This is a genomic window from Micromonospora sp. NPDC048842, from assembly GCF_040649935.1.
In the GTDB taxonomy this organism is placed as follows: Bacteria; Actinomycetota; Actinomycetes; order Mycobacteriales; family Micromonosporaceae; genus Micromonospora; species Micromonospora hortensis.
In genome coordinates this window covers 1-21,577 of the sequence record NZ_JBEZGK010000037.1, presented here as the reverse complement: position 1 = coordinate 21,577, position 21,577 = coordinate 1, and the positions used below count along the sequence as shown (strand labels likewise).

14 protein-coding genes are annotated in these 21,577 nt (G+C 70.3%); 6 read left to right on the top strand and 8 right to left on the bottom strand.

Translation table 11 applies throughout. The annotated features are described in order from the left end of the window. Both AB0C19_RS31700 and AB0C19_RS31695 read right to left on the bottom strand, forming a co-directional pair. The gene (locus tag AB0C19_RS31700; RefSeq protein WP_357191276.1) at nt 1–936 is read right to left on the bottom strand and encodes a carbohydrate kinase; all 936 of its coding nucleotides are present in this window, start codon (nt 934–936) and stop codon (nt 1–3) included. Between the two features lie 114 nt (nt 937–1,050). After that, complete coding sequence (locus tag AB0C19_RS31695; RefSeq protein ID WP_357191274.1) at nt 1,051–2,265, bottom strand: XdhC/CoxI family protein; 1,215 nt, start codon at nt 2,263–2,265, stop codon at nt 1,051–1,053. Nucleotides 2,266–2,632: 367 nt separating this feature from the next. Here AB0C19_RS31695 and AB0C19_RS31690 point away from each other — a divergent pair, with 367 nt between their 5' ends. Further along, complete coding sequence (locus tag AB0C19_RS31690; RefSeq protein ID WP_357191323.1) at nt 2,633–3,730, top strand: lytic polysaccharide monooxygenase; 1,098 nt, start codon at nt 2,633–2,635, stop codon at nt 3,728–3,730. A gap of 123 nt (nt 3,731–3,853) precedes the next feature. Here AB0C19_RS31690 and asnB read toward each other — a convergent pair whose 3' ends face one another. Then, nucleotides 3,854–5,815 (bottom strand): asparagine synthase (glutamine-hydrolyzing), encoded by a 1,962-nt coding sequence (asnB, locus tag AB0C19_RS31685; protein ID WP_091405235.1) that lies wholly within the window; start codon nt 5,813–5,815, stop codon nt 3,854–3,856. Between the two features lie 132 nt (nt 5,816–5,947). Between asnB and AB0C19_RS31680 the strand changes: the two genes are divergently transcribed. The 3 genes from AB0C19_RS31680 to AB0C19_RS31670 all read left to right on the top strand — a co-directional run bounded on the left by AB0C19_RS31680 (nt 5,948) and on the right by AB0C19_RS31670 (nt 11,631). Then, the gene (locus AB0C19_RS31680) at nt 5,948–7,429 is read left to right on the top strand and encodes an aminopeptidase P family protein (RefSeq protein ID WP_357191271.1); all 1,482 of its coding nucleotides are present in this window, start codon (nt 5,948–5,950) and stop codon (nt 7,427–7,429) included. A gap of 332 nt (nt 7,430–7,761) precedes the next feature. Then, entirely contained in the window at nt 7,762–9,696 is a 1,935-nt protein-coding gene (locus tag AB0C19_RS31675; RefSeq protein WP_357191269.1) for a hypothetical protein, read from the top strand. Between the two features lie 285 nt (nt 9,697–9,981). Further along, a complete protein-coding gene (locus AB0C19_RS31670) occupies nt 9,982–11,631 on the top strand; it encodes a hypothetical protein (protein ID WP_357191267.1) in 1,650 nt (549 codons plus the stop codon). Nucleotides 11,632–11,712: 81 nt separating this feature from the next. Here the strand turns inward: AB0C19_RS31670 and pulA are convergent, their stop codons facing one another. The 5 genes from pulA to AB0C19_RS31645 form a co-directional block, all read right to left on the bottom strand. Next, nucleotides 11,713–17,208 (bottom strand): pullulanase-type alpha-1,6-glucosidase, encoded by a 5,496-nt coding sequence (gene pulA, locus AB0C19_RS31665; protein ID WP_357191265.1) that lies wholly within the window; start codon nt 17,206–17,208, stop codon nt 11,713–11,715. Nucleotides 17,209–17,318: 110 nt separating this feature from the next. Next, nucleotides 17,319–18,002, bottom strand: coding sequence for a cellulose binding domain-containing protein (locus tag AB0C19_RS31660; RefSeq protein WP_357191263.1), 684 nt, complete (start codon nt 18,000–18,002; stop codon nt 17,319–17,321). Nucleotides 18,003–18,188: 186 nt separating this feature from the next. Beyond that, complete coding sequence (locus AB0C19_RS31655) at nt 18,189–18,863, bottom strand: hypothetical protein (RefSeq protein ID WP_357191261.1); 675 nt, start codon at nt 18,861–18,863, stop codon at nt 18,189–18,191. A gap of 97 nt (nt 18,864–18,960) precedes the next feature. Next, nucleotides 18,961–19,350 (bottom strand): hypothetical protein, encoded by a 390-nt coding sequence (locus tag AB0C19_RS31650; protein WP_238681355.1) that lies wholly within the window; start codon nt 19,348–19,350, stop codon nt 18,961–18,963. Between the two features lie 37 nt (nt 19,351–19,387). Continuing rightward, entirely contained in the window at nt 19,388–20,095 is a 708-nt protein-coding gene (locus tag AB0C19_RS31645) for a hypothetical protein (protein ID WP_357191259.1), read from the bottom strand. Nucleotides 20,096–20,114: 19 nt separating this feature from the next. On the opposite strand from AB0C19_RS31645, the gene AB0C19_RS31640 reads away from it, so the two are divergent. Both AB0C19_RS31640 and AB0C19_RS31635 read left to right on the top strand, forming a co-directional pair. Next, nucleotides 20,115–20,303 carry a hypothetical protein gene (locus AB0C19_RS31640; RefSeq protein WP_357191331.1) on the top strand — a complete coding sequence of 63 codons (189 nt, stop codon included), beginning with the start codon at nt 20,115–20,117 and terminating at the stop codon, nt 20,301–20,303. A 65-nt stretch (nt 20,304–20,368) separates the two neighbouring features. After that, nucleotides 20,369–21,091: a hypothetical protein gene (locus tag AB0C19_RS31635; RefSeq protein WP_357191257.1), complete on the top strand. Its 723-nt coding sequence runs from the start codon at nt 20,369–20,371 to the stop codon at nt 21,089–21,091. Nucleotides 21,092–21,577: the final 486 nt, after the last annotated feature.

Here is a 21,577-nt window from a genome sequence, read left to right as displayed (position 1 = left end):
TTAGGTGTTGTAGCGGTTTTGGACCGCGGCGCGGGTGGGCATGGCGGTGGCGCCGCCCGGGGATTCGCAGACCAGGCCGGCAACCCGCAGCGCGAAGGCGACGCGATCGGCCCAGCCCGACGGGACCGCCGGCTCGCCGTCGCGCAGCAGGTCGGCGATCAGCGCGGCCATCACGGAGTCACCAGCGCCGGTGGCGTCGATCGCGTCGACCTTGGGGGCCGGCACCCGGACCGGGTCGGCGTCGGTGGCGGCCAGCACCGCACCGGCCGCGCCGAGCGTCACCACCACGGTGGCCGCCCCCAACTCACGCAGGTACGCCGCCACCCCCTCGACCGGCTCACCGGGATAGAGCAGCACCGCGTCGGCGGCGCTCAGCTTGACCAGGTGCGCGCCGGCGGCGAACTCGGCCACCACCTCGCGCAGCCCTTCCAGCGCTGCCGGCCCGTGCAGCAGCCGGGGACGTACGTTCGGGTCGAAGACCCGCAGGCCGGGGGCGAGCGACCAGGCCCGGCGGGCGGCGGCCAGCGTGTCGGGTCGCAGCAGAACTATAGAGCCGCAGTAGAGCACGTCGGCGCCCTCCAGCAACGCCAGGTCCAGGTCGTCGGGGCCGAGCAGGCCGTAGGAGGGCGGCTCGCCGTAGAAACGGAAGTCCGGCTCCGGCCCGGCGTACGTGACCACCGCGAGCGTGGTCGGCGCCGGGACCGTGATCGCACCGGCCACCCCGACGTCGGCAGCGGTGAGGAAGGCGCGAATCCGGCCGCCCAGCGCGTCGTCACCGAGCGAGCCGACGAACTGTGCCGCACCGCCGAGTCGGGCCACCCCGACGGCGACGTTCAGCGGCCCGCCGCCGATGGCCTGCCGATAGACCCGCTCACCGTCGAGCTCGCTGTCCAGCAGGTCGACGAGCGCTTCGCCGAGCACCACCGCGTATCCCATGCCGATCCTCTCGTCGTCGCCACCGGCCGCCGATCGCCGAGCCGATCTCCGTGGCACCAGGCTGGCACAGCGCACGCCCCGATGGGCGCCGAAGGCCACGCACCGACCTGCGCGCTACCCCGGCTGGTGGATCGGCCCGTCGAGTACCGCGAGGGGGCGACCGGTGCCGCCCCACCGGGCCGCGACGATCTGCGCGGCCACACTCACTGCGGTCTCCTCGGGGGTACGACCACCGAGATCCAACCCGATCGGGGAGGCGAGGCGGGCGAGCTGCTCCGGGCTGAGCCCCGCCTCGCTCAGCAGCTTGTGTCGCTCGTCGTGGGTGCGTCGTGAGCCCATCGCGCCGACGTACGCCAATGGGTGGCGCAGCGCCAGCTCCAGCAGCGGCACGTCGAACCTGGGGTCGTGGGTGAGTACGCACAGCACCGTCCGCTCGTCGAGCCGATCGGCCGCCAACTCGGTACGCAGGTAGCGGTGCGGCCACTGCACCACCACCTCGTCCGCCTCGGGAAAGCGCCGCGCGGTGGCGAAGACCGGCCGGGCGTCGCAGACGGTGACCCGGTAGCCGAGGAACGCGCCGATCCGGGCAACGGCGGCGGCGAAGTCGATCGCACCGAAGACGATCATCCGGGGTGGGGTGGCGTGCGCGGTCACGAAGAGGCTGACGCCGCCGCCTCGGCGCTGCCCGTGGTAGCCGTACCGGAGCATGCCGCTGCGCCCGGCGGCGAGCAGCCCGAGGGCGTCGGCGCTGGCGGCGTCGTCGAGCCGGTCGTCGCCGAGCGAGCCGACGGACCGTTTGCCGGTCAGCACCAGCCGCCGGCCGAGCCGACGGGCCGGGTCGGCCGGCCCGGCGACCGGAGAACTGCCCGCGTCGGCGGGTGGATCGTCGGTGCCGGCCGGGCCGTTGCCGGTGCTGGCTGCTCGGGGGCCTGCGTCGGCGGCCACGCAGGTGACGATCGCCGCCGGGTGGCCGCTGCGGCGGGCGGCGGCGACCGCGTCCAGCGCCGGCAGGGCGCTCGCGTCGACGCGCTCCACGAACACGTCGAGGATGCCGCCGCAGGTCAGGCCCACTGTGTACGCGTCGTCGTCGCTGATCCCGTAACGGCACAGCTCGGGTTGGCCGGTGCCGAGCACACGGCGGGCGCGTTCGTAGAGATCGGCCTCGACGCAGCCGCCGGAGACGCTGCCGATGACAGTGCCGTCGGTAGCGACCACCATGGCGGCACCGGCCGGCTGCGGGGCGGAGTGCCAGGTGGTCACCACTGTGGCCAGCGCGACCGGCTCCCCGTCGCGGCACCGGCGGTGCACCTCGTCGAACACGTCCGGCACCGGCTGCCGCCTCTCCGTTCCCGCTCCCCGTAGGCAGGATATGGCGTTCGACGGCGACCGGCGGGTCTTCTGATGCATCGAGGAAGTCCTATTGCGCTCGGCCGCCGCGGCGTGGTGGGATGACGCGTACCGGGCGGTGCGAGGGCTGCGGCGCCGCCGGTTGCCGGGTTGGTTAGACGCGAGGGCACCGGTCCAGGACAGGACCGTCGACGGCGCACGTCCACTGGCTGTTTTCCGCCGGGGCACGTCGCCGTGATCGTCGCACCGCTCACGACAGCGGGCGATCACGCCACATCCCACCCGATTGCGGCGGGGCGGCTCAGGCAGCGCCCCTCGCGAGTCAGGAGAACCCGTGAACCGTTCCCGGATGGCCGCACTGCTCACCGCGGCCACGACCCTCGCGCTGGGCGCTGTCGCCCTGGCGTCCAATCCCCAGCCGGCCGCCGCACACGGCGCGGCGATGACGCCGGGCAGCCGCACCTACCTGTGCTGGCAGGACGGCCGCAGCCAGACCGGTGAGATCAAGCCGAACAATCCCGCGTGCTCCGCCGCCGTGGCCCAGAGCGGAGCGAACTCGCTGTACAACTGGTTCAGCGTGCTGCGCTCCGACGCTGGCGGCCGCACCACCGGCTTCATTCCGGACGGGCAACTGTGCAGCGGCGGAGCAACCGGTTTCCGCGGCTACGACCTGCCCCGCACCGACTGGCCGCTGACCCACCTGACCGCCGGCGCGCGGTTGGACTTCAAGTACAGCAACTGGGCGCACCACCCGGGCACGTTCTACTTCTACGTGACCAAGAACAGTTGGAGCCCGACCCGGGCCCTGGCCTGGAGTGACCTGGAGGAGCCGTTCCTGACGGTGACCAACCCGCCGCAGCGCGGCTCGGTCGGCAGCAACGACGGGCACTACTACTTCAGCGGCAACCTGCCGTCGGGTAAGAGTGGCCGGCACATCATCTACTCCCGTTGGGTCCGCTCGGACTCGCAGGAGAACTTCTTCGGCTGCTCCGACGTGACCTTCGACGGCGGCAGCGGCCAGGTCACCGGTGTCGGTCCGGGTGGCACGCCGACCGACCCGACCGACCCGCCGACCGACCCGACCGACCCGCCGACCGACCCCACGGATCCGCCGACCGACCCGACCACCCCACCGCCGTCCGGCGGTGACTGCATGGCCACCTACAAGGTGTCCAGCACCTGGCAGGGCGGTTTCCAGGGCGAGGTCACGATCATGAACCACGGCAGTACGCCGTTCGCCGGTTGGACGGCGAACTGGACCTGGCCCAACGGGCAGGCGATCAGTCAGATCTGGGGTGCCACCCAGACATCGTCCGGCTCGACGGTGACGGCGACGAACGTCGGTTACAACGGCACAGTCGCACCGAATGGCACCACGACGTTCGGCTTCCTAGCGAGCTCCACAGGAACCAACGGGCTCCCCACAGTCACCTGCGCCCGCCGCTAACCCCAACCCCAACCCCAACAACCACAACCACCACCACAACCACCCTGAAATGATCAAGAGGTTTGCGTCACCGGAGCCGTTCCGGATGACGCAAACCTCTTGATCAACAGCGTGGGGCAGGGGTCAGCGGACCATGGAGCCGACCACCGGCTTCGTGAGCAGGGCGGACTGGTTGCGCTGGATACCCGGGTCGAGGGTCTTGGCCACGAAGATCGCGTGCCAGATGCAGAAGATCAGCACCGTCCACACCTTGCGGGAGTGGTCGGCCTCCTCCCGCTTGTGCTCGTCGAGCAGCCGCAGCGCGTACGACAGGTCCAGCAGGTCACCCGCGCCCGAGGTGCTGAGCACGTGCCGGGCCCACTCGTACATCTCGCCGCGCAGCCAGACCCGGGTGGGGGTCGGGAAGCCCAACTTCTTGCGGTTGACGATGGCCGGTGGCACGACACCCTGCAACGCCTGACGCATCGCGTACTTCGTGGCGTCGGAGCGCGGCGGCAGCTTCAGGTCGACCGGGATCTTCGCCGCGACGTCGAAGACCTCACGGTCGAGGAACGGCACCCGCACCTCCAGCGAGTGCGACATCGAGATCCGGTCGGCCTTGACCAGGATGTCGCCGCGCAGCCAGGTGTAGAGGTCGACGTACTGCATCTTGGTGACGTCGTCGAGCTCCGTGCACTCGGCGTAGATCGGGGCGGTGACGTCCGTGTAGCGCACCGAGGGGTCGTAGCGGCGCATCAGGTGCTGCTTCTCCTCCTCGGTGAACATCCGGGCGTTGCCGTAGTAACGCTCCTCGATCGGGGTGGTGCCGCGCTCCAGGAAGCTCTTGCCCTTGACCCCCTGCGGGATCGCCTTGGAGACCGCGCGCAGCCCCTTCTGCACACCGCCGGGCAGACCGTTGACGGTGCCCAGCGACAGCGGCTCCCGGTAGATCGTGTACCCGCCGAAGAACTCGTCCGCGCCCTCACCGGAGAGCACCACTGTGACGTGCTCGGCGGCCTTCTTGGCCACGAAGTAGAGCGGCACCAACGCCGGGTCGGCCACCGGGTCGTCAAGGTGCCAGACGATCTTCGGCAGCGCGTCGATCATGTCCTGGGGACCGATCTTGGTGGGGATCGTGGTGACGTCGAGGTGCCGGGCCGAATCCTGGGCGACGTCGATCTCCGAGTAACCCGGCACGTCGTAGCCGACGGTGAAGGTCAGGATGTTCGGGTTGAACTCCCGCGCCAGCGCCACCACCGCTGTGGAGTCGATGCCGCTGGACAGGAACGAGCCGACCGGCACGTCGGAGCGCATGTGCATGCGCACGCTCTCCCGCAGCGTCTCGCGGATCTCGTGGTAGAGCTTCTGCTCGTCGTCGACCGGCGCCGGCCGGAACACCGGCCGGTACCACCGTCGTACGTCGATCCGCCCGCCCGGGGTCCAGTTCAGGTACTCCCCGGAGCCGATCCGGCTGATGCCCTTGTGCAGGGTGCCGGGCTCGGGAACGTACTGCAGGGTCAGGTAGTGGCTCAGGTTCGCCGTGTCGACGCCCGCGTCGCCCTGGTAGTTGCTGTGCGCGAACGGCAGCAGCGCCTTCTTCTCCGAGGCCAGGTAGAGGCCGTCGGCGGTCTCCAGGTAGTGCATCGGCTTGATGCCGAAGTAGTCGCGGGCACCGAACGCCCGGCGTTCCTGCCGGTCCCAGATGACGAAGGCGAACATGCCCCGAAGCCGGGTGAGCACCTGCTCACCCCAGAAGTGGTAGCCCGCGACGATCACCTCGCCGTCACCGGCGGTGGCGAACTGGGCACCGAAGTTTCTGATCAACTCCTCGCGCAGCTCGATGTAGTTGTAGATCTCGCCGTTGAAGGTCAGCAGGTAACGGCCGTTCGCGTAGGGCAGTGGCTCGTGGCTCGACGCGACGTCGATGATGGCCAGCCGCTTGTGGGCGAACACGCCGTCCGCGTACCGGCCGGAGGCGTCGCCGACCACCTCGACCCCTGTCTCGTCGGGGCCGCGGTGGTGCAGGCATTCCAACGCTCCGGCGATGTGGTCGCGATGCGCTGCGGCGTTGCCGTTCGCGCTGAAGAAGGCCAGAAGTCCGCACATGGTGGCCATCTTTCCACGCGCGCTGTCGGCCCTTGCAGCCGTCCGTCGATCCACCCGACTCACAGGGGGCGTTAGCGCCAACCGGACGCGCGGTACCGTCGGGACCAGCAACGAAGCGGAGGGAGCGGCGCAATGACCGAGGGACAGACCGACGGTACGCCGACGGACGGTACGGAATCGCACGATCCGGACTTCCCGGAGGCGTTCCTGTCCTTCATGCGGCAGGGCTGGAGCGACACCGCGCTCCCCGTGACGCCCCGCCCGGAGACGCCCAACTACGCCAAGCGGCGAGCGGCCCTCTCGGCGGCCTTCCCCGGCGAGACGCTGGTGATCCCCACCGGCACCGAGAAGGTCCGGGCCAACGACACCGACTACCCGTTCCGGCCGGGCAGCGACTTCGCCTACCTGACCGGCGACCACGACGCCGACAGCGTTCTGGTGCTGCGCCCGAACGGCTCGGGGCACGACGCGACGCTGTACATGCGGCCCCGGTCCTCCCGGGAGACCGACGAGTTCTTCCGCAGCCGCAACGGCGAGCTGTGGGTGGGCCGGCGACACACCCTCGGCGAGAAGTCGACCGAGCTGGGCCTGCCCACCGCCGACCTGACCGGCCTGGAGGCGACGCTCGCCGACCTGGCTCCGGGGCGTACCCGGGTGTTGCGCGGTTTCGACGCCCAGGTGGACGCGGCCGTGCGGGCCTACGATGGCCCGCGCGCCGAGGGCCAGCCGGCCCGGGACCGCGAGCTGGCCATCGCCATCTCGGAGATGAAGCTGGTCAAGGACGAGTGGGAGATCGGCCAACTCCAGGACGCGATCGACGCCACAGTACGCGGCTTCGAGGACGTCGCCCGGATCCTCCCGGCCGACCGGGCGGTCTCCGAGCGGCTGCTGGAGGGCGTCTTCGCGCTGCGGGCCCGTCACGACGGCAACGACGTCGGGTACAGCTCGATCGTCGGCGCCGGCGAGCACGCCACGATCCTGCACTGGGTGCACAACCACGGCGCCACCCGACCGGGTGACCTGCTGCTGATGGACATGGGTGTCGAGGGCCGCAACCTCTACACCGCCGACGTCACACGGGTCCTGCCGGTCAGCGGCCGGTTCACCGCGCTACAGCGCCAGGTCTACGACATCGTGTACGCCTCACAGCAGGCCGGCATCGAGGCCATCCGCCCCGGGGTGAAGTTCAAGGACGTCCACCTGACCTGCATGCGGGTGCTCGCCGAGGGCCTGTCCGATCTGGGTCTGCTGCCGGTGAGCGTCGACGAGGCGATGGACGAAAAGTCGACCGTGTACCGGCGGTGGACGCTGCACGGCTTCGGCCACATGCTCGGCATCGACGTGCACGACTGCTCCAACGCCCGCAAGGAGACCTACCGCGACGGCGCGCTGGGCGAGGGCTACGTGCTCACCGTCGAGCCCGGTCTGTACTTCCAGCCGGAGGACGAGCTGGTCCCCGCCGAGCTGCGCGGTATGGGCATTCGGATCGAGGACGACGTACTGGTCACCGCCACCGGCGCGGTCAACCTGTCGGCCGGGCTGCCCCGTACCTCCGACGAGGTGGAGACCTGGCTGGCCGAGCAGCGCGAAGCCGGCCCCCGCCTGCCCGGCTGAGCCGACTGTCTGCCGGGGCTGACGGATCAAGCCCCGTTCCCTGGCCCACCCACCCCTGGCCGCCCGCCCCTTCTTGGGGGCTGGCGGCCAGGGGTTTCTGTCGTGGTCCACACCGTTCGGTGTTCATGCTGCTCGGGACCTTTTCGACCGTACCGGACTGGTTGGTCGCCCTCACCCGGCCTGCGCCAAATGCGTGGTTATCTCGGATACATCCGCATCGCGAAGATGGTTCTCATACGGTGAGGATCAGAGGCTACAACCCATTTGTAGCTGGTCGTGGCGCCTCGGGCGGTGCGATCCCGTCTGGTAGCAGGAAAGGGCGGAAGGCTCTGATGTCCAACGACGTAACGAGTACCGACGGCGGGGCCTCGACAGCTCCGCCAACACGGCGAAGGCGGGCGCTCTGGGTCGCCGGCGTGGCCGGGCTGACCGGCGTGGTCGGCCTGGCGGCCCTCGGCGGCGTCGCCGCTCGGGACGACAAGCCACAGTCCGACCAGGTGTCCGACGCGCAGCCGTCGACCAACCGGCAGACCGTCAGCGACGACGGCGGCGCGGACAAGGGCGGCGCCAAGGACGACGGCGGTCAGGACGACGAGTGGAGCGGCGACGACTGGAGCGGCTTCGACGACCGGTCCGGCGAGGATGGCAAGGACCGTAAGGACGGCAAGGACAGCAAGGACGGCAAGCACGACGAGAAGGACCGCACCAAGCAGGTCCCGTGCGACACCGACAAGCTGATCCAGGCGATCACGTTCGCCAACAACGAGGACGGCGGCGTGCTGGAGCTGGCCAAGGGCTGCACCTACACCCTGACTCGCAATCAGGACGGCAACGGTCTGCCGGTGATCACCGAGCACATCACCCTGAAGGGTGAGCACACCACCATCGGTCGCGAGGCCACTGCCGACTACTTCCGCATCCTCAACGTCGGCGCCGGCGGGCACCTCACTCTCAAGGGCCTGAGCATCAGGGGTGGCCAGACCCTTCAGTCCCCGATGACCGCCGATCCGGCGACGGTCTGGGCGCCGTACTCGACCCAGGTCCGCTCGACAGGGGCCCAGTCACCGGCAGCGGCGGCGCCCGCCGCGAAGCCGGCGACCGCTGCCGCACCAGGCGCCAAGCCAGCAGCAGCGAAGCCGGCAGCAACCGCCGCCAAGCCGGCTGCGAAGGCAGCGCCTGTCAAGGTGACCGCCAAGGCAGCGCCCGCCAAACCGGCCACCAAGGCAGCGCCTGCCGAGGCCGCCGCCAAGCCGGTCGCGAAAGCAGCGCCGGCCAAGCCCGCAGCGCCAGCAACCACAGCCGCCACGACTGCCGCCAAGGCCGCCACGGCCAAGCCGGTAGCCGCGGCGGCTAAGCCGGTGGGTGCCGGTACAGCGGTGGTGCCGCTGGTTGTGCAGCCTGGGTTCAACGACGGCGCCGGGGTGCTGGTGCAGCCCGGTGGTCGCGCGGAGATCCTGGACAGCGAGTTGCTCTACAACCAGTCCGGCGGCAACGGCGGCGGGCTGGCCAACTTCGGCAGCACCAGGCTCAGCAAGACGACCGTCGCGCACAACACCGCCTTCTTCTTCGGCGGTGGCATCTTCAACGCCGGCGTACTCCAGGTCGACGAGTCGAAGATCAAGGACAACACCGCAATCATCGGTGGCGGTGGCATCTCCAACGGCGCTGCCGACATCTTCACCGAGGACGTCGACGGTGGCTCGGTCTGGGTCTACAAGAGCGAGATCACCGACAACGAGACGCTCGGCTTCGGCGGCGGCGTCCTGGATGTCGAGGGCACCACGACGTTGCACCAGACGACGGTCAGTGGCAACACTGCACTGCTCGACGGTGGCGGCGTCGCGGTGGCGGACAGCCAGCTCACCCTCAAGGACGCCACGGTGGCCAAGAACAGCGCCGCTCGCGACGGTGGCGGCCTGGTCGTGACCTCCGACAGCGTCGCGACGATCGAGAGCAGCAGGATCAAGGACAACACCGCGGGCTTCGACGGTGGCGGCATCCACAACGACGACGGCGTCATCACGCTGCGCGACAGCGAGGTGGTGGGCAACCGGGCCGTCGGTCCGTTCGGCCGCGGCGGCGGCATCGTCAACGACGAGGGGAGCGAGGTCAGGCTCTACCGGACGACTGTGGCGCACAACTTCTCGACCCTTGAGCCGGGCGGCATCTTCAACAGCATCGGCGGCACCGTGACGCTGGACGACGAGTCCGCCGTCACTGCCAACCGCCCGACCAACTGCTTCAACGTTCTGGACTGCTTCGCCTGATCGGGTGGGGCTGAACCACATAAAACGCCCCTCCGAGCCGTCACGGCTCGGAGGGGCGTACCCGTTTGGGCAGGTCAGGCGCGTGCAGGCCGCTTGGGGGCCGGTGTGTCGGTCCGGGCCTCGCTGGGGGCAACATGAACCGAATGTGGGCTTATCTCGGATAAGCACGCGAGGCGAGGAACCTTCTCATACGGTGGTTTTGGGAGCTACAACCGATTTGTAGCAGGGGACACCCGTCTGACGGCGGCGACCCTGTCTGGTACGAGGAGAGGGCAGAGAGCTCCGATGTCCAACTACCTAACGAACAAAGAAGCCTCCGGGCGGGCGACGGCCAAGAGCCGCCGCAAGCTCTGGCTCGCCAGTGGCGTGGCCGGTTTGACGGGCGTGATCAGTCTCGCGGCGGTGGGCGTCGCGGGCAGCGCCGGAGCGGTCGGCCTGAACTGGAACACCGCGCAGGTCAGCAAGGACGGCGACCAGCGAGGTGACGAGGCGCGCGACTGGGACAAGGACGAGGACAAGAACCGGGACGACAAGAACCGGGACAAGGACAAGGACAAGGACCACGAGCGCGGGAAGGAGGTGCCCTGCGACACCGACAAGCTGATTCAGGCGATCGTGTTCGCCAACAACAAGCACGGCGGTGTGCTGGAGCTGGCCAAGGGCTGCACCTACAACCTGACCCGCAACGACTACGAGGGCAACGGCTTGCCGATCATCACCGAGCGGATCACGCTCAAGGGCGAGCACACCACGATCTCTCGGGAAGCCACTGCGGACTACTTCCGCATCCTCAACGTCGGCGCCGGTGGTCACCTCACCATCAAGGGCCTGACCATCAAGGGTGGCCAGACCCTCGAACTGGAGAACGGTGTCGAGCCGGCCGCGGTCTGGGCGGCCTACTCGGACTCCGAGGCGCTCGCCGCGCAGGTGAAGGCGGGCGTTCCGTTGGCCCAGGCGCTCACCGCGCGGCAGGCCAACCCGAAGGCCGGCCTGAAGGCCGCGCCGAAGGTCACCCCGAAGGTCACGCCGGGCGTCGTCACGCCGCTCGTCGAGCAGCCGGAGGAGAACGACGGCGCCGGAATCCTGGTCCAGCCGGGTGGCACCGCCGAGATCCTGGAGTCCGAGGTCGTCCTGAACCAGTCGGGCGGCAACGGTGGTGGTGTGGCCAACTTCGGCACCACGAAGATCTGGCACAGCACCGTCACCCGTAACACCGCCTTCTTCTTCGGTGGCGGCGTCTTCAACGCCGGGCTGCTCAAGGTCGAGGAGTCGAAGATCAAGGACAACACCGCCGTCATCGGTGGTGGCGGTATCTCCAACGGTGCCGCGGAGATCTTCACCGAGGACGTCGACGGCGGAACGGTCGAGCTGAAGAAGACCGAGATCACCGACAACGAGACGCTCGGCTTCGGTGGCGGCTACCTCGACATCGAGGGCAACACCACTGCGTACGAGACCAAGTTCGTCTCGAACACCGCGGTTCTCGCCGGTGGCGGTCTCGCTGCGGCGGACAGCCAGCTGAACCTGCACAACGTCACTGTCGAGAAGAACAGCACCGCCGGTGTCGGTGGCGGTGTGGCCATCGCCTTCGACAGCGTGGCCACCTTCGAGAAGAGCAGCATCAAGGACAACACCGCCGGCTTCTTCGGCGGCGGGCTCTTCAACGCCGGCAGCGTCACCACGCTGCGCGACAGCGAGGTTGTCGGCAACCGGGCCGTGGGCCCGATCGGAGTCGGCGGCGGCATCTTCAACATCTTCGGCGAGGTCAACCTGTCGAAGACGAAGGTCGCCCACAACTTCTCCACCTTCGAGCCGGGCGGTGTCTTCAGCTTCTTCGGAGACGTGAACCTGGACGACAAGTCCGCGATCACCGCGAACCGTCCGACCAACTGCCTGGCCATCCCGGGCGGCACGATCGACAACTGCTTCGCCTGATCAACCCTCGGGTGACGACGGCGTAGCGCCAGCACAACGGCCGGCCCCCTTCCGCGAGACGCGGAAGGGGGCCGGTTCACGTCACTTCTGGACGAAGACCGCCACGCTGCGCGCCGGTACGGTGAACGTGCCGGCCGCCCTGTCGAACGAGGCGGTACGCAGCACCGGGTCGGCCGAGTCGACAAGCACCGGGTGCAGTGCCACGTCCGCTCCGCGCAGTCCGGTCACCGTCTGGTCGGCCGCCGACGGCGTGCTGTTGAAGACGACTGTCAGCGACTTCCACGGCCCGCCCAGCCCACTGGCGTCCAGGGTCATGGTCAGCACCCCCGGCGTCTCCTGGGCACCGGACAGCGGGAACGCCACCCTCCGCTGGACCTGCTCGGCGGTGGCCAGCCCGAACACCGGCGACGACGCCCGGATGCGCAGCAACTCGGCGTACCGGGCGTCGGTGGTGTTGATCGCCGCGCAGTCCGGCACCAGCGCCGGGTCGGCCAGCAGCGGCTTCGCGTACGACCACTTGTCCTCGTTGTCGGGCGCGGGCGGAAGACCGGCGCCGAACCCGTTGCCCCCTTCACAGCCCCAGCGGATCTGGTTGAACCAGTCACCGGAGTTGTACGAGTTGCGGTCCAGCGACTTCGACCGCAGCCGTTCGGTGCCGGCGGTGACGAACCCGGTGCCCTGTCCCAGCACCACAGTGCCCAGCGCCAGCACCTGCATCCGTGAGCGGTCCGCCGCTGTCGTGGCCTGCGGCAGTTTGTACGCCAACGCGTCGTACAGGATCTCGTTGTCGTGCGCGTCGGCGTAGGTGACTGCCTCCCCCGGCGCGGCGGTGTAGCCGGCCGGGGAGCCGTTGTAGTCCACCTGCGCCCCGGTGACCGCACGCCCGGCGGTGTCGGTGAACTGGTAGCCGCGCAGGTTGCCGGTGAGCCCCACCTTGATCAGGTCGTGGGCGTGCAGCAGTCGGGCCTTCTGCTCGGCCGGCGACCCGTTGACCGCGTCGCCGTTCGGGTCGGTGTAGAGCCCGGAGGCGAAACCCTGCACCCGGGGGTTGGCGTCGAACGGTCCGCCACCGCGCACCGCGTCGCGCAGTCGGTCGTTGAAGGCGCCGATGCCGGTGCCGGCCATGTTGGCCTGGGTGGCCTGGAGGAAACGGGCGTCGTTGGCGACCTCGCCGAAGTTCCAGCCCTCGCCGTAGAGCATGATCGCCTTGCCGTCGACGCCGTCGCGGGCGACGGTGAGCCGGTCCAGGGCCGCCCGGACGGCAAGGATGTTCGCCTTCGGGTGGTGACCCATCAGGTCGAAGCGGAACCCGTCCACCTTGTACTGCCGGGCCCAGGTGACCAGCGAGTCGACCACCAGCTTGCCCATCATGGCGTGCTCGGGGGCGGTGTTGGCGCAGCAGGTGGAGTTGGCCACGGTGCCGTCCTCCAGCAGCCGGTGGTAGTAGCCGGGCACGATCTGATCGAGCACCGACTTCGCGTCGGTGCCGGCCGCCGACGTGTGGTTGTAGACCACGTCCATGACCACCCGCAGCCCGGCGTCGTTCGCCCCGGCGACCATCCGCCGAAACTCGGTGGTCCGCGCCGCGCCGACCGGGTCGACGGCGTAGCCGCCCTCCGGCACCGTGTAGTGCAGCGGGTCGTACCCCCAGTTGTAGCCGTCGGTTTCGGCGACCGCCGCCACGCACTTCTGCTGCTCGGCCGAGTCCGGCGGCAGCGCCGCCAGGTCGCAGGCCGGCTGCCGTTGGTCGGCCCGCTTCTCCGGGATCGTCGCGAAGTCGAACACCGGCAGCAGGTGCAGGTGGGTGACCCCGGCGTCGCCGAGCGCCCGCAGGTGGGTCATGCCGGCGGTTCCCGGGTCGGTGAACGCGAGGAAGGTCCCCCGGCGCTCGGCCGGCACCGTGTCGTCGGCGATGGAGAAGTCCCGCACGGACAGCTCCGTGATCTGCGCCTTCGCGGCCGGCACCGGTGCCGGTTTGCGCAGCGTGCGCCACCCGGGGGGTGCCAGCGCCCTGTCGTTCAGGTCGACGAGCTGGCTGTGCGTGGAGTCCGCGGCGAGGGCCACCGCGTACGGGTCGGTCACCGACGCGGTGACCATCCGCTGTGCCGCGGGCTGCCACGCCCGCACCTCGTACCGGTAGAACTTGCCGGTCCAGGTGTGGTCGCCGCGCACCGACCAGACGCCGGTGCGGTCGTCGCGGCGCATCGGCACCGTCTTGGCTGCGGCGGTGGGCGAGTCGAACAGGTGCAGGCGCACGCTGTGGGCGGTCGGCGCCCACAGCGCGAGGCTGGGCGTCCGGCCCGCGAAGGTGGGCCCGAGGGTGGCGTCGGCCGCCCGGGAGTAGACGTCGTCGAGTACGCCGGGGATCTGCACGCCGGTCGCGGCGAGCAGCGCACCCTCGGCGTCGCGCTCGGTGACCAGCAACTGCCCCCGCAGCGCCGCCGGGACCTTGGCCAGGTCCGCCCGGTCCAGGGCGAAGCTACGGTACGACCACAGGTGCGGGAACCTGTCGCGTTGTGCGTCGGTGAGCCCGTTGCGCTGCGCCCGCAGCGGCAGTGTGGTGTACGTGCCGGTCAGCTCGCCGTCGACCACGCTGACCCCGCCGGTGGGCGCGGTGACCAACGCGTACGTCTTGCCGTCGGTCGGCGGGGTCTGCCACGCCACTGTGGACCTGTCGATCCAGTGCGCCTTCTGCTTGCCGATGTCGGTGTCTCCGCTGGCGGTGGTGGCTGTCGACGGCAACAGGCGGCCCGGCGTGGCGGCGAGCAGCCACACCTCCCGGCCGGCGCTGGCGAAGTCGAGCCGCTGGTCGTCGGGCAGGTCCTTGGTGTCGCCCTGGTGGATGATGTAGTTCAGGCCGGTGGCACCGGCCGCCAGCGGCACCCGGAACACCGCCCCGAACGCGTCGACGGAGCTCGGCCGCAGCGGGGCGGACCACTCGGTCGGGTTGGCCGCACCGTCCCAGAGGTGCAGGCCCCAGCCGTCGTAGTTGCCGTCGGCCCGCCGATAGTGGAGCACGGCGGTGCCCTCCTCGACCGGCGGCTCCGGTTCACCGGCGGCCGCCTGCCTGCTCGGGTAGATCGCCGGGTCGCCCTGCTTGAGCCAGATCTCGCCGGTCCGGGTGACGTCGATGCTGCGGTCCTGGGCGACGTCCTTCGTACCGGCCTTGTCGACAACCAGGAAGTTCACCGACGTGGCGCCCGGCTTGAGTTTCACCCAGGCGAACCGACCGTAGGAGTCCTCCCCGGCGAACGGCTGCCCCTTCGGCCACTCGGTGACGTACGCCGGGTCGATGTCCCCCCACGCGTACAGCCCCCAGTCGTCGTACCCCCCGGCCGGTCGCTGGTAGTGCACCACCGCCCACTCCCGGGAGCTGCCCTGCGGCGGGGTCCCCACGACTGCTGTGGACCGGGCGGTGGCGGTACGACCCCTGCCGTCGCGGACCACCGCCTTGTACTCGACACCGGTGCCGCCGGCCAGGCCGGTCAGGTCGTGCTGCACCGTGTACGGGGCGTGGTCGGCGCTGCCCAGCAGCGTCCACCGGCCGCCGGCCACCCGCGCCGCGACGGTGACGGTGGCCAGCGGGTCGCCGGTCACCCGGGCGGTGACCGCCGCCCGGGTGGCGACCGCCGCGTCCGGAACCGGGCTGGTGATGGTGATGGTCGGTTTGTCGGCCGCCGGTGCGATGGGGTTGCCGGCCCGGAACACCGCCGCCGACAGCGGCGGCACGGTGAGGGTCAACTCGCCGTCGTCGCCGGCCTGTTCGTCTTCCGAGCCGCCGTAGATGCCGGTGAAGGTGGCGCCGGCCGACCAGGTGTCCACCGTGACAGTCTGCGCGGTGTCGGCGTTGTTCACTGCCACCACGTACTCGGTGCGGTCGGCCGGGGCGATCCGGGAGGCGGCGAAGACGCCCGGCCCGTCGTCCGCGTACCGGGTGACCTGCACGCCGTCGCGCAACGCCGGGTGGGCCTTGCGCAGCCGGCCCAGGTCGGCGATGGTCCGGTACAGCGGGTGGGTCGCGTCGAACTGGTCGCTGGCGTGCGTGCGGTCGGTGCCGAGCAGGTCGTCGTCGAGGTAGTCGGGAACCTTTGACGCGAACATGTCCTGGCGGGCGTCCTTGTCCCCACCCGGGCCGGTGAAGCCCTGTTCGTCGCCGGAGTAGACCACCGGCTGGCCACGGGTCAGGAACATCAACTGGTGCGCGAGCTGGTCACGACGCAGGTGGCTGGCCGGGTCGCTGCCACCACCGGCGATGAACGATCCGATCCGGCCCATGTCGTGGTTGCCCAGGAAGGTGGTCAACCGGCCCGCGTCGGTGTCCCGGGCCGCGTAGAGGTCGTCGCGGGCGTACACGTCGGCGAGCGCCTTCGCGGAGCCGGCGCCGGCGGTGAAGCCCCGCGCGGCCTCCTGAAAGGCGAAGTCGAGGGTGGCCGGCAGGCCACCCTGGCGGACGTAGCTGGAGCTGATCTCCGGGTCGGCGCTGTACACCTCGCCGAACATGAAGAAGTCCTTCTTGCCGGCCTTCTCGGCGGCCCGCTCGATGCCCTGACTGAACTGCGGCCAGAAGTCCATGTTGACGTGCTTGACGGTGTCCAGCCGGAAGCCGTCGACGCCGGTCGCGCCGATCCAGTCCCCGTACGCCTTGGTCAGGCCACGGACCACCTCGGGACGCTCGGTCCACAGGTCGTCGAGGCCGAAGAAGTCGCCGTACTCGCTGTTCTCGCCGGCGAAGGTGGAGTCACCCCGGTTGTGGTACATGGTGGCGTCGTTCAGCCAGGCCGGGACCTTGACGCTCGCGTCCTTCGGCTCGGCGAACGTCGGCGTGTACGGGAAGGACTCCTTGTCGACCGGCGGGAACGCCCGGGAGCCGTCGGCGTAGTTGCGGTCCTCGAACGCCCGCCCCTGCGCGTCGGTGTACGGCGATGTCGCCTTGTCCACGTACGCGTACTTGTCCTCGGCGTACTTGATCACGTCGGCGGTGTGGTTGACGATCACATCAAGGTAGATCTTGAGGCCGCGCTGGTGGGCGAGCTTGACCAGTCGCTTCATCTCTTCCATGGTGCCGAAGTGCGGGTCCACCTGGGTGAAGTCGGTGATCCAGTAACCGTGGTAGCCGGCCGAGACGTCGTTGCCGGTGCCCTGCACCGGCCGGTTCTTGAAGATCGGGGCGAGCCAGATGGCAGTGGTGCCCATCCCCTGGATGTAGTCCAACTTGTCGATGACGCCCTTGAGGTCGCCGCCGTGATAGAAGCCCTTGTCGGTCGGGTCGAGGCCGGTCCGCAGCCGGTCGCCGGTGAGGCCGCCGGAGTCGTTGCGGGGGTCTCCGTTGGCGAACCGGTCCGGCAGGACGAAGTAGAACTGCTCGGCTCGGGCGGAGTTGCCACCGGCCTTCAGCAGCGCCTCGGCTGTGGGTTCGGCACGCCACTGGGTCGCGCCGCCGATCGCGAGTGGGGCGCCGTCGGACGGCCGGGGACCCGCAGCGGCGGGGTGCACGGCGACCGGAGCGCCGACGAGAGTGACGGTGAGCAGGGAGGCAAGGGCCAGCAGGGCAGTGCGCGGTATCGGCGGGGGTTTCATCGACGCCTTCCTCTGGTCGCTGATTGGCCGCACGCTAACCCTTGCCGAAACATTCTGCAATACCTTGCAAACATGGTCGCAACACAGCAGCATCCTTGCGGAAGCGCCGCTCAGAGCCCGTTGCAGCGGGCCCCGTCCACGGTGCACTCCCTCGGCGTGCTGGGCGCCCGCTCCATGTGGAACCGCAATGACACCGAGCCGCCGGGCGACACGTCGACCCCGCTGACGTACGTGAAGCCGTCGTCGGACTGGCGGATCGTTCCCTGCGGGACGCCCTCCACCCACGCGGTCACCAGCCGTCCACCGGAGAACTCCAACCGCACTGTCCAACCACGGCTCCGGGTGGACGTGTTGGCCATCGCCACCTCGCCGATGAAACCCCCGTCGAAGCTCTGCACCACCCGGTACCGCCCGGTCATCGCCGACTGCCCCGGCCCGGCCCGGCTCGGCGACCGCGTCGCCGTCGGCTTCCCGATCGGACCGGCCGTCGGGTCGGCCGACGGTGACCCGGACCCGGCCGCGGCGCTCGGCGGCAGCCCGCTCGCACGGCCGGATATCCCCGGCAGCACCGGTGCCGGAGACGGCACCGAGGTGGGCACGCTCGGCGCCACCACCGCGGACGGCACCGGCAGCGCCGGCGGTTGCGCGCCGTCCGGCGCGGGGCTACGTCCCCGGTACGCGCCCAGAGCCACGATGAGCAGGACCACCATCACGACGACACCGGCGCCGACCACGATCCAGGGCGACGTGGCGATCGCCACCGGACCGTGCGGCGGGCGCGGAACACGGCGCATGCCGGACATGTACCTCCTTCAGCGGACCGTCCGCGCAGCGTAGCGATCGGCGGCCCGACCCGGAAAGCCTTGGCGGCGCGGCGGTCTAGCGGTGCGGCGGTCTAGGGGTGCAACGGTTTAGCGGTGCAGCGGTCTAGCAGCGCGGCGGTCTACGCGGTGCGGCGGTCTACGCGGTGCGGCGCTGGCTCAGCCGATCCGGCAGTCGCCCCCGTTGACAGTGCACTTGACCGGTCGCTGCGCCGAGTCGCCCCAGCCGACGCGCAGCCGCAGCGTCCTAGAGTCACCCGCATCCAGCGAGCGGGTGCCGCGCACCACGAACTCCCCGTGCCCGCGCCCCCGCACCGAGACGCCAGAGTCATCACCCACTCGCAGAGTCCAGGTGTCGTCGTCGAACACCAACTCCACCTGCCAGTCCATCGATCGACTCGACTCGTTGGCGATCGTCAGCACCGCCGCGTCCCCGTCCCAGCCGTTCGAACCGACCTCGTACCGGGCGCTGACAGTGTCGTCCGCAGACGGCGCCATCAGGACGCTCGTCCGCCCCGGAGTCGGCGAGCCGGTGACTGTGGCCCGCGGTGACGGCGTCCGACTACTGCGGGACGGTCGCGGCGACACCGAACGCCGCTCCACAGCTGCCGGAGTCGGCCCACCGGTGGCCGACGCGGCGGCCGGCACGGTCGGCAGGAACGCCGGAGGCGCGGCCTGCGTCGGCGCGTCCCGCTCCCTGGTCCGGAACGACAACAGCGCGATCACCAGGAGCACCACCAGCGCGCACACCCCGAGCAGCACCACGATCCACGGCACCGACGCCAACACCCGCGCCGCCCGCGAATCTGCCGTACCGTCCGGCCGCACCGCCATCAGGTCTCCCCTCGTCCCCACCGACGCGACAGCGTAGCCAGCGCCGCACGAACCGGAAACCGGGCGGGTACGGATCGGGCCGACCGGCCCCCGTCGGTCAGCCCGTCCGGACGACAGTGCAGATCAGTGGTCCGTCATCCGAGATACGCAGCAGGTACCGGTACCGCTCCCCCGGCACCGCCTGCCCCCGACTGTCCAGGAACTCCCACTCCACCGCCACCATCGTCAACAGCGCGGACACCTGCTGCACGTCCTCGATCCGGGCGTGGGCCGCGACCAACTCCCGATCCTGGTAGTCGGGTGCGGCGCCCACGAAGGACAGCGCCACCGCCGCCGCGGACGTGAACGAGAAGCTGTAGGTGTCGGCCACCACCAGCCCCGGCAGGGCGTAGCAGCCGGCGATGGCCGGCAGGTCACCGGAGGTCAGCGCCACGCCGTACCGGTCGAAGAAGTCGGCCAGCGTGTCAAGATCCGTGGAGGCGTTCACGGTCACAGCAATTGCCGGTCACCGCACAGGTCAAACCTCAGCGCGGCGGTACCTGCACCTCGATCTCGGAACCCAACCGGGCGTCGGCGGCCAGGCCCAGGTCGTCGCCACTCCAGAACCGCCCCGGGTCATACCAGTTCGGACGCCGACCCGCCGGCAGCAACCCCATCGCCTCATAGGTCACCGCCACCACCTCGGCGCAGTACGCCGTCTCCAGCGCCCGGTCCCGCTCCCCCACCGACCGAGCCGGAGTGGCCGGGCCGGAGGAGTTTGCACGGTCGGCTGGGTTAGGGCGGTCGGCGAGCCGGCCGGGGCGCGGCAGCGCCGGCACCCGACCACGCACCCAGCGCCACGCCAACTGGGCGGTCGACGGGAACGGCGTGCCGTCCAACCGCGCGATCGTCCGCAGCACCGCCCGCTCCATCTCCGCGTCGGCCGGCGGGTCGAGCTGCCGCAGCCAGGCCCGTTGGCCGTACCGGTTGGCCCAGACGCAGACCGCGTCCCGCAGGTCGTGCAGCTGGACGCCGCGTTGGTGGCTGCCCGACCACAGGTCCGGCAACGACCTGCCCAACTCCGCGTGCCACATCAGCGGCGGCATGTCGTCCAGCACCACCGCCATCCCGACGTGGTTCACCGGGCTGTTGGTGGTGAACTGAATCGCCCGGTCCGGCACGCTGCGACCCCGGAACACCCACACGTCACCGGTGCGGGTCAACTCGACGGCCTCATCCAGGCTGATGCTCATGAGGGTCTAGCCTAGGCCGATGCGGCAACGAATGCGGTGGTGGAAGGTTCTCGGGCTGGCCGGGCTCGCCGGTGTCGCGGCCTCCGGTGTGGTCATCGCGCGGGCCGAACGGCGTCGGCGCGCGTACACCCCCGAGGAGATCCGGCAGCGGCTGCTGGAGCGACATGCCCAGGCCAGCGACGCCACGAAACCCGGCGACCCGACCTGACCCATCGTCCTCTGTAGATCATCTGTGGGGCAGACTGTCAGGTCGATGATCGATACGATGAGGCCATGACGACGCCCGTCGCGCAACGGCCCTTCGTCCTGTCCATCCCGGCCGCGCCTGTCGAACGACACGGCAACGTCGACCTGCACCTGCCCACCCGCACCGGTCCCGCGCCCGCCGTCGTGGTGGTGCACGGCGCTCCGCTGCCACCCGACGCGCCCGACCCCCGCGACTGGTTGCTCTACCGCGGCTACGGCGCGCTGCTCGCCGAGAGCGGCGTGGTCACCGCGCTGGTCAGCTACCAGGTGTCCGACCTGTCGGCGCTGCCCGCCGCAGCCGACGACATCGCCGCGATGGTCGAGCAGGTCCGCGCCGATCCGCGGGTCGACAGCGAGCGGGTGGTGCTGTGGTTCTTCTCCGGCGGCGGCCTCTTCGCGGCCGACTGGCTACGCGTTCCGCCGCCATGGCTACGCGGGATCGCACTGACGTACCCGCTGCTCATCCCGTTCCCCGGCTGGGAAGTCGACGCTCGGTTCCTGCCGGTCGAGGCACTCAACTCCGGCACGAACGTGCCACTGGTGCTGACCCGCGCCGGCCAGGACATCCCGCCGGTCCTGGCCGGCATCGACGCGTTCCTCCCCGCAGCGACCGCCCAGGGCTGGCCGATGCAGGTGATCGAGGTGCCGGACGGCCAGCACTCCTTCGAGATCCTCAACCACGGTCCGCAGTCCGAGGCAGCCGTCCTGGCCGCCCGCGACGCGGTCCTGAAGCTGCTCGACGCAACCTGACCGCTCTCGCCCCAACCGCGCACCCCGCACGCCGCCCGCCCGTCGGCCACATCGTCGGCTAGCCAAGGCGGTTGAGGTGTCACGCCCCCGCATGATCGCGCTCGATCCTGGATGTAGTGGCCTCGTGGTGTAGGGAGGGGCCTCTTTCCTGGTTCGAGCGCGATCTTCCGGTCCGCGAGGTTCCGTACGGCGCTGTGCCCCTGGCCGGGCCAGTCCGCACGGCGCTCTGCCCCAGGTCAACACGGCCAGGGCCACGGAAACGGCGCAGACCGACATGATCCACTCGGCTTTCATGACGTCGGGGCATCCCCGACACCCGGACACCGCGACTTTCAGGAACCCGAGTCGATCACGACGCCGGGGCCGGCATGTCGGGTTCGATAGGCCGTCAGGGTGGGCGGTTTGTCGGGTCTGACGTCGGGTGTCGGGTGGTCGGGGCCACCCCGGCGGCGGAATCGTGGGCCGGGCGGGGTCGTTATACCTGGC

Bases quoted from the DNA above. Each gene is read 5' to 3' on its own strand.
- AB0C19_RS31640 (WP_357191331.1), top strand. From the start codon at position 20,115: ATGCGGCAACGAATGCGGTGGTGGAAGGTTCTCGGGCTGGCCGGGCTC.
- AB0C19_RS31660 (WP_357191263.1), bottom strand. From the start codon at position 18,002: ATGCGCCGTGTTCCGCGCCCGCCGCACGGTCCGGTGGCGATCGCCACG.
- AB0C19_RS31700 (WP_357191276.1), bottom strand. From the start codon at position 936: ATGGGATACGCGGTGGTGCTCGGCGAAGCGCTCGTCGACCTGCTGGAC.
- AB0C19_RS31690 (WP_357191323.1), top strand. From the start codon at position 2,633: ATGGCCGCACTGCTCACCGCGGCCACGACCCTCGCGCTGGGCGCTGTC.
- AB0C19_RS31670 (WP_357191267.1), top strand. From the start codon at position 9,982: ATGTCCAACTACCTAACGAACAAAGAAGCCTCCGGGCGGGCGACGGCC.
- AB0C19_RS31635 (WP_357191257.1), top strand. From the start codon at position 20,369: ATGACGACGCCCGTCGCGCAACGGCCCTTCGTCCTGTCCATCCCGGCC.
- AB0C19_RS31680 (WP_357191271.1), top strand. From the start codon at position 5,948: ATGACCGAGGGACAGACCGACGGTACGCCGACGGACGGTACGGAATCG.
- pulA (WP_357191265.1), bottom strand. From the start codon at position 17,208: ATGAAACCCCCGCCGATACCGCGCACTGCCCTGCTGGCCCTTGCCTCC.
- AB0C19_RS31645 (WP_357191259.1), bottom strand. From the start codon at position 20,095: ATGAGCATCAGCCTGGATGAGGCCGTCGAGTTGACCCGCACCGGTGAC.
- AB0C19_RS31655 (WP_357191261.1), bottom strand. From the start codon at position 18,863: ATGGCGGTGCGGCCGGACGGTACGGCAGATTCGCGGGCGGCGCGGGTG.
- AB0C19_RS31675 (WP_357191269.1), top strand. From the start codon at position 7,762: ATGTCCAACGACGTAACGAGTACCGACGGCGGGGCCTCGACAGCTCCG.
- asnB (WP_091405235.1), bottom strand. From the start codon at position 5,815: ATGTGCGGACTTCTGGCCTTCTTCAGCGCGAACGGCAACGCCGCAGCG.